Genomic DNA, 2,168 nt, shown 5'->3' with positions numbered 1-2,168 from the left:
GTCTCGGCAAGCCCGGTGTACGCGCCCCGGTGGGCCTGCGGGTAGAGATCGCGGTCGCCCCACAGCTCGGCCAGCCGGGGCGGCACCCGGGCCGGCAGCGGGCCGCCCGCGCGCCCGGCGGTGAGCAGCCGGTCGGCCAGCGACGTGGCCCGGATCCGGTCCAGCTCGACGCCGCAGGCGGACGCCGCGGCGAGCACCCAGGTCAGCGGCTCCTCCACCTGGGCGAGCGTGCCGTGGAAGTCGAAGAGCACCGCCTCCACGGGCCGGCGGGACGGGCGCGGGCCCACGACGTCGTCGGCGCCGCTGGCGGCATGGGGCAGTTCGGTACGGTCCGGCACGTCGTGCACCCTACCGACCCGCTCCGACCGTCCTGCCGGATGGCCTTGACCGGTACTCGTCGGCCGTACCGATTAATCTTGGATCCATGTCGAGCCCCGCCGAGCGGTACGCCGCGGCGCGCCGCCGGGCCGCGCAGGCCTCCGCCTTCCCGGCCCTGGACGAATTCTCCCTGGATCTCGGGTTCGATCTCGACGACTTCCAGCGCGAGGCGTGCGAGGCGCTGGAGCGGGGCAGCGGCGTGCTGGTCTGTGCGCCCACCGGCGCCGGCAAGACCGTGGTGGGCGAGTTCGCGGTGCACCTGGCGCTGCGCGGCCGGCCCGGCGGCGACGCGCCGGCCGCCCGCCGCAAGTGCTTCTACACCACGCCGATCAAGGCGCTGTCCAACCAGAAGTACCACGACCTGGTGGACCGCTACGGCGCCGAGCAGGTCGGCCTGCTCACCGGCGACAACGCGATAAACGGCGACGCGCCGGTGGTGGTGATGACCACCGAGGTGCTGCGCAACATGCTCTACGCCGGCTCGGCCACCCTCGAGGGCCTGGCGTACGTGGTGATGGACGAGGTCCACTACCTGGCCGACCGGTTCCGCGGCGGGGTCTGGGAAGAGGTGATCATCCACCTGCCCGAGTCGGTCACGCTGGTGTCGCTGTCGGCCACCGTCTCCAACGCCGAGGAGTTCGCCGACTGGCTGGTCACCGTACGCGGGGAGACCGCCGTGGTGGTCTCCGAGCACCGCCCGGTGCCGCTGTGGCAGCACATGCTCGTCGGCAAGCGGATGTTCGACCTGTTCCACGACGCCGACGCGGCCCGCAAGCACGACGTGCACCCGGAGCTGCTGCGCTACACCCGGGACACGATGCGCCGGCTGGAACTGGGCGAGGGCCGTAGCGCCGGCCCCGGCGGCGGCCGGCGCGGCCCGCGCTGGCGCGGTCCGATGCGCCCGGACATCGTCGACCGGCTCGACCGGGAGGGGCTGCTGCCGGCGATCCTGTTCATCTTCAGCCGGGCCGGCTGCGACGCCGCAGTGCAGCAGTGCCTCGCCGCCGGGCTGCGGCTGACCTCCCCGGAGGAACGCGCCGAGATCCGCCGGGTGGTCGAGTCCCGGGTCACCGCCATCCCCGGCGAGGACCTGTCCGTGCTCGGCTACTGGGAGTGGCTCGACGGGCTGGAGCGCGGGCTGGCCGCCCACCACGCCGGCATGCTCCCCGCGTTCAAGGAGGTCGTCGAGGAGCTGTTCGTCCGCGGGCTGGTCAAGGCCGTCTTCGCCACCGAGACGCTGGCGCTGGGCATCAACATGCCGGCCCGCTGCGTGGTGCTGGAACGCCTGGTCAAGTTCAACGGCGAGGCCCACGTCGACCTCACCCCGGGCGAGTACACCCAGCTCACCGGCCGGGCCGGCCGCCGGGGCATCGACGTCGAGGGCCACGCCGTGGTGGTCTGGTCGCCGGAGACCGACCCCCGGCACGTGGCCGGGCTCGCCTCCACCCGCACCTACCCGCTGCGCTCCAGCTTCCGGCCGTCGTACAACATGGCCGTCAACCTGGTCGGCAGCGTCGGCGCGGCGCCGGCCCGCGAGCTGCTGGAGTCCTCGTTCGCGCAGTTCCAGGCCGACCGGTCGGTGGTCGGCCTGGCCCGGCAGGTGCAGCGCAACACCGAGACCATCGAGGCGTACGGCGCGGAGGCCGCCTGCCACCACGGCGACTTCGACGAGTACTTCGCGCTGCGGGTGGCGATCGCCGACCGGGAACGGGCCATCGCCCGGCAGGGGCAGAGCCAGCGCAAGGCGGCGGCTGTCGCCTCGCTGGAGCGGCTGCGGGTCGGTGACGTGA

General features: G+C 73.7%; 1 protein-coding gene and 1 pseudogene. One reads left to right on the top strand and one right to left on the bottom strand.

The features are described from left to right. Positions 1 to 320 (bottom strand): annotated as a pseudogene (locus KBX39_RS29580) (haloacid dehalogenase); the annotation flags it as partial. Between the two features lie 104 nt (positions 321 to 424). On the opposite strand from KBX39_RS29580, the gene KBX39_RS29575 reads away from it, so the two are divergent. After that, positions 425 to 2,168, top strand: a 1,744-nt coding sequence (locus KBX39_RS29575) for an RNA helicase (RefSeq protein WP_210873681.1), incomplete at its 3' end; no start/stop codon positions are given.

The sequence above is a fragment of the Micromonospora sp. D75 genome (genome assembly GCF_018070405.1).
Lineage (GTDB): Bacteria > Actinomycetota > Actinomycetes > Mycobacteriales > Micromonosporaceae > Micromonospora > Micromonospora chalcea.
This window is presented reverse-complemented; position numbering and strand designations above follow the sequence as displayed.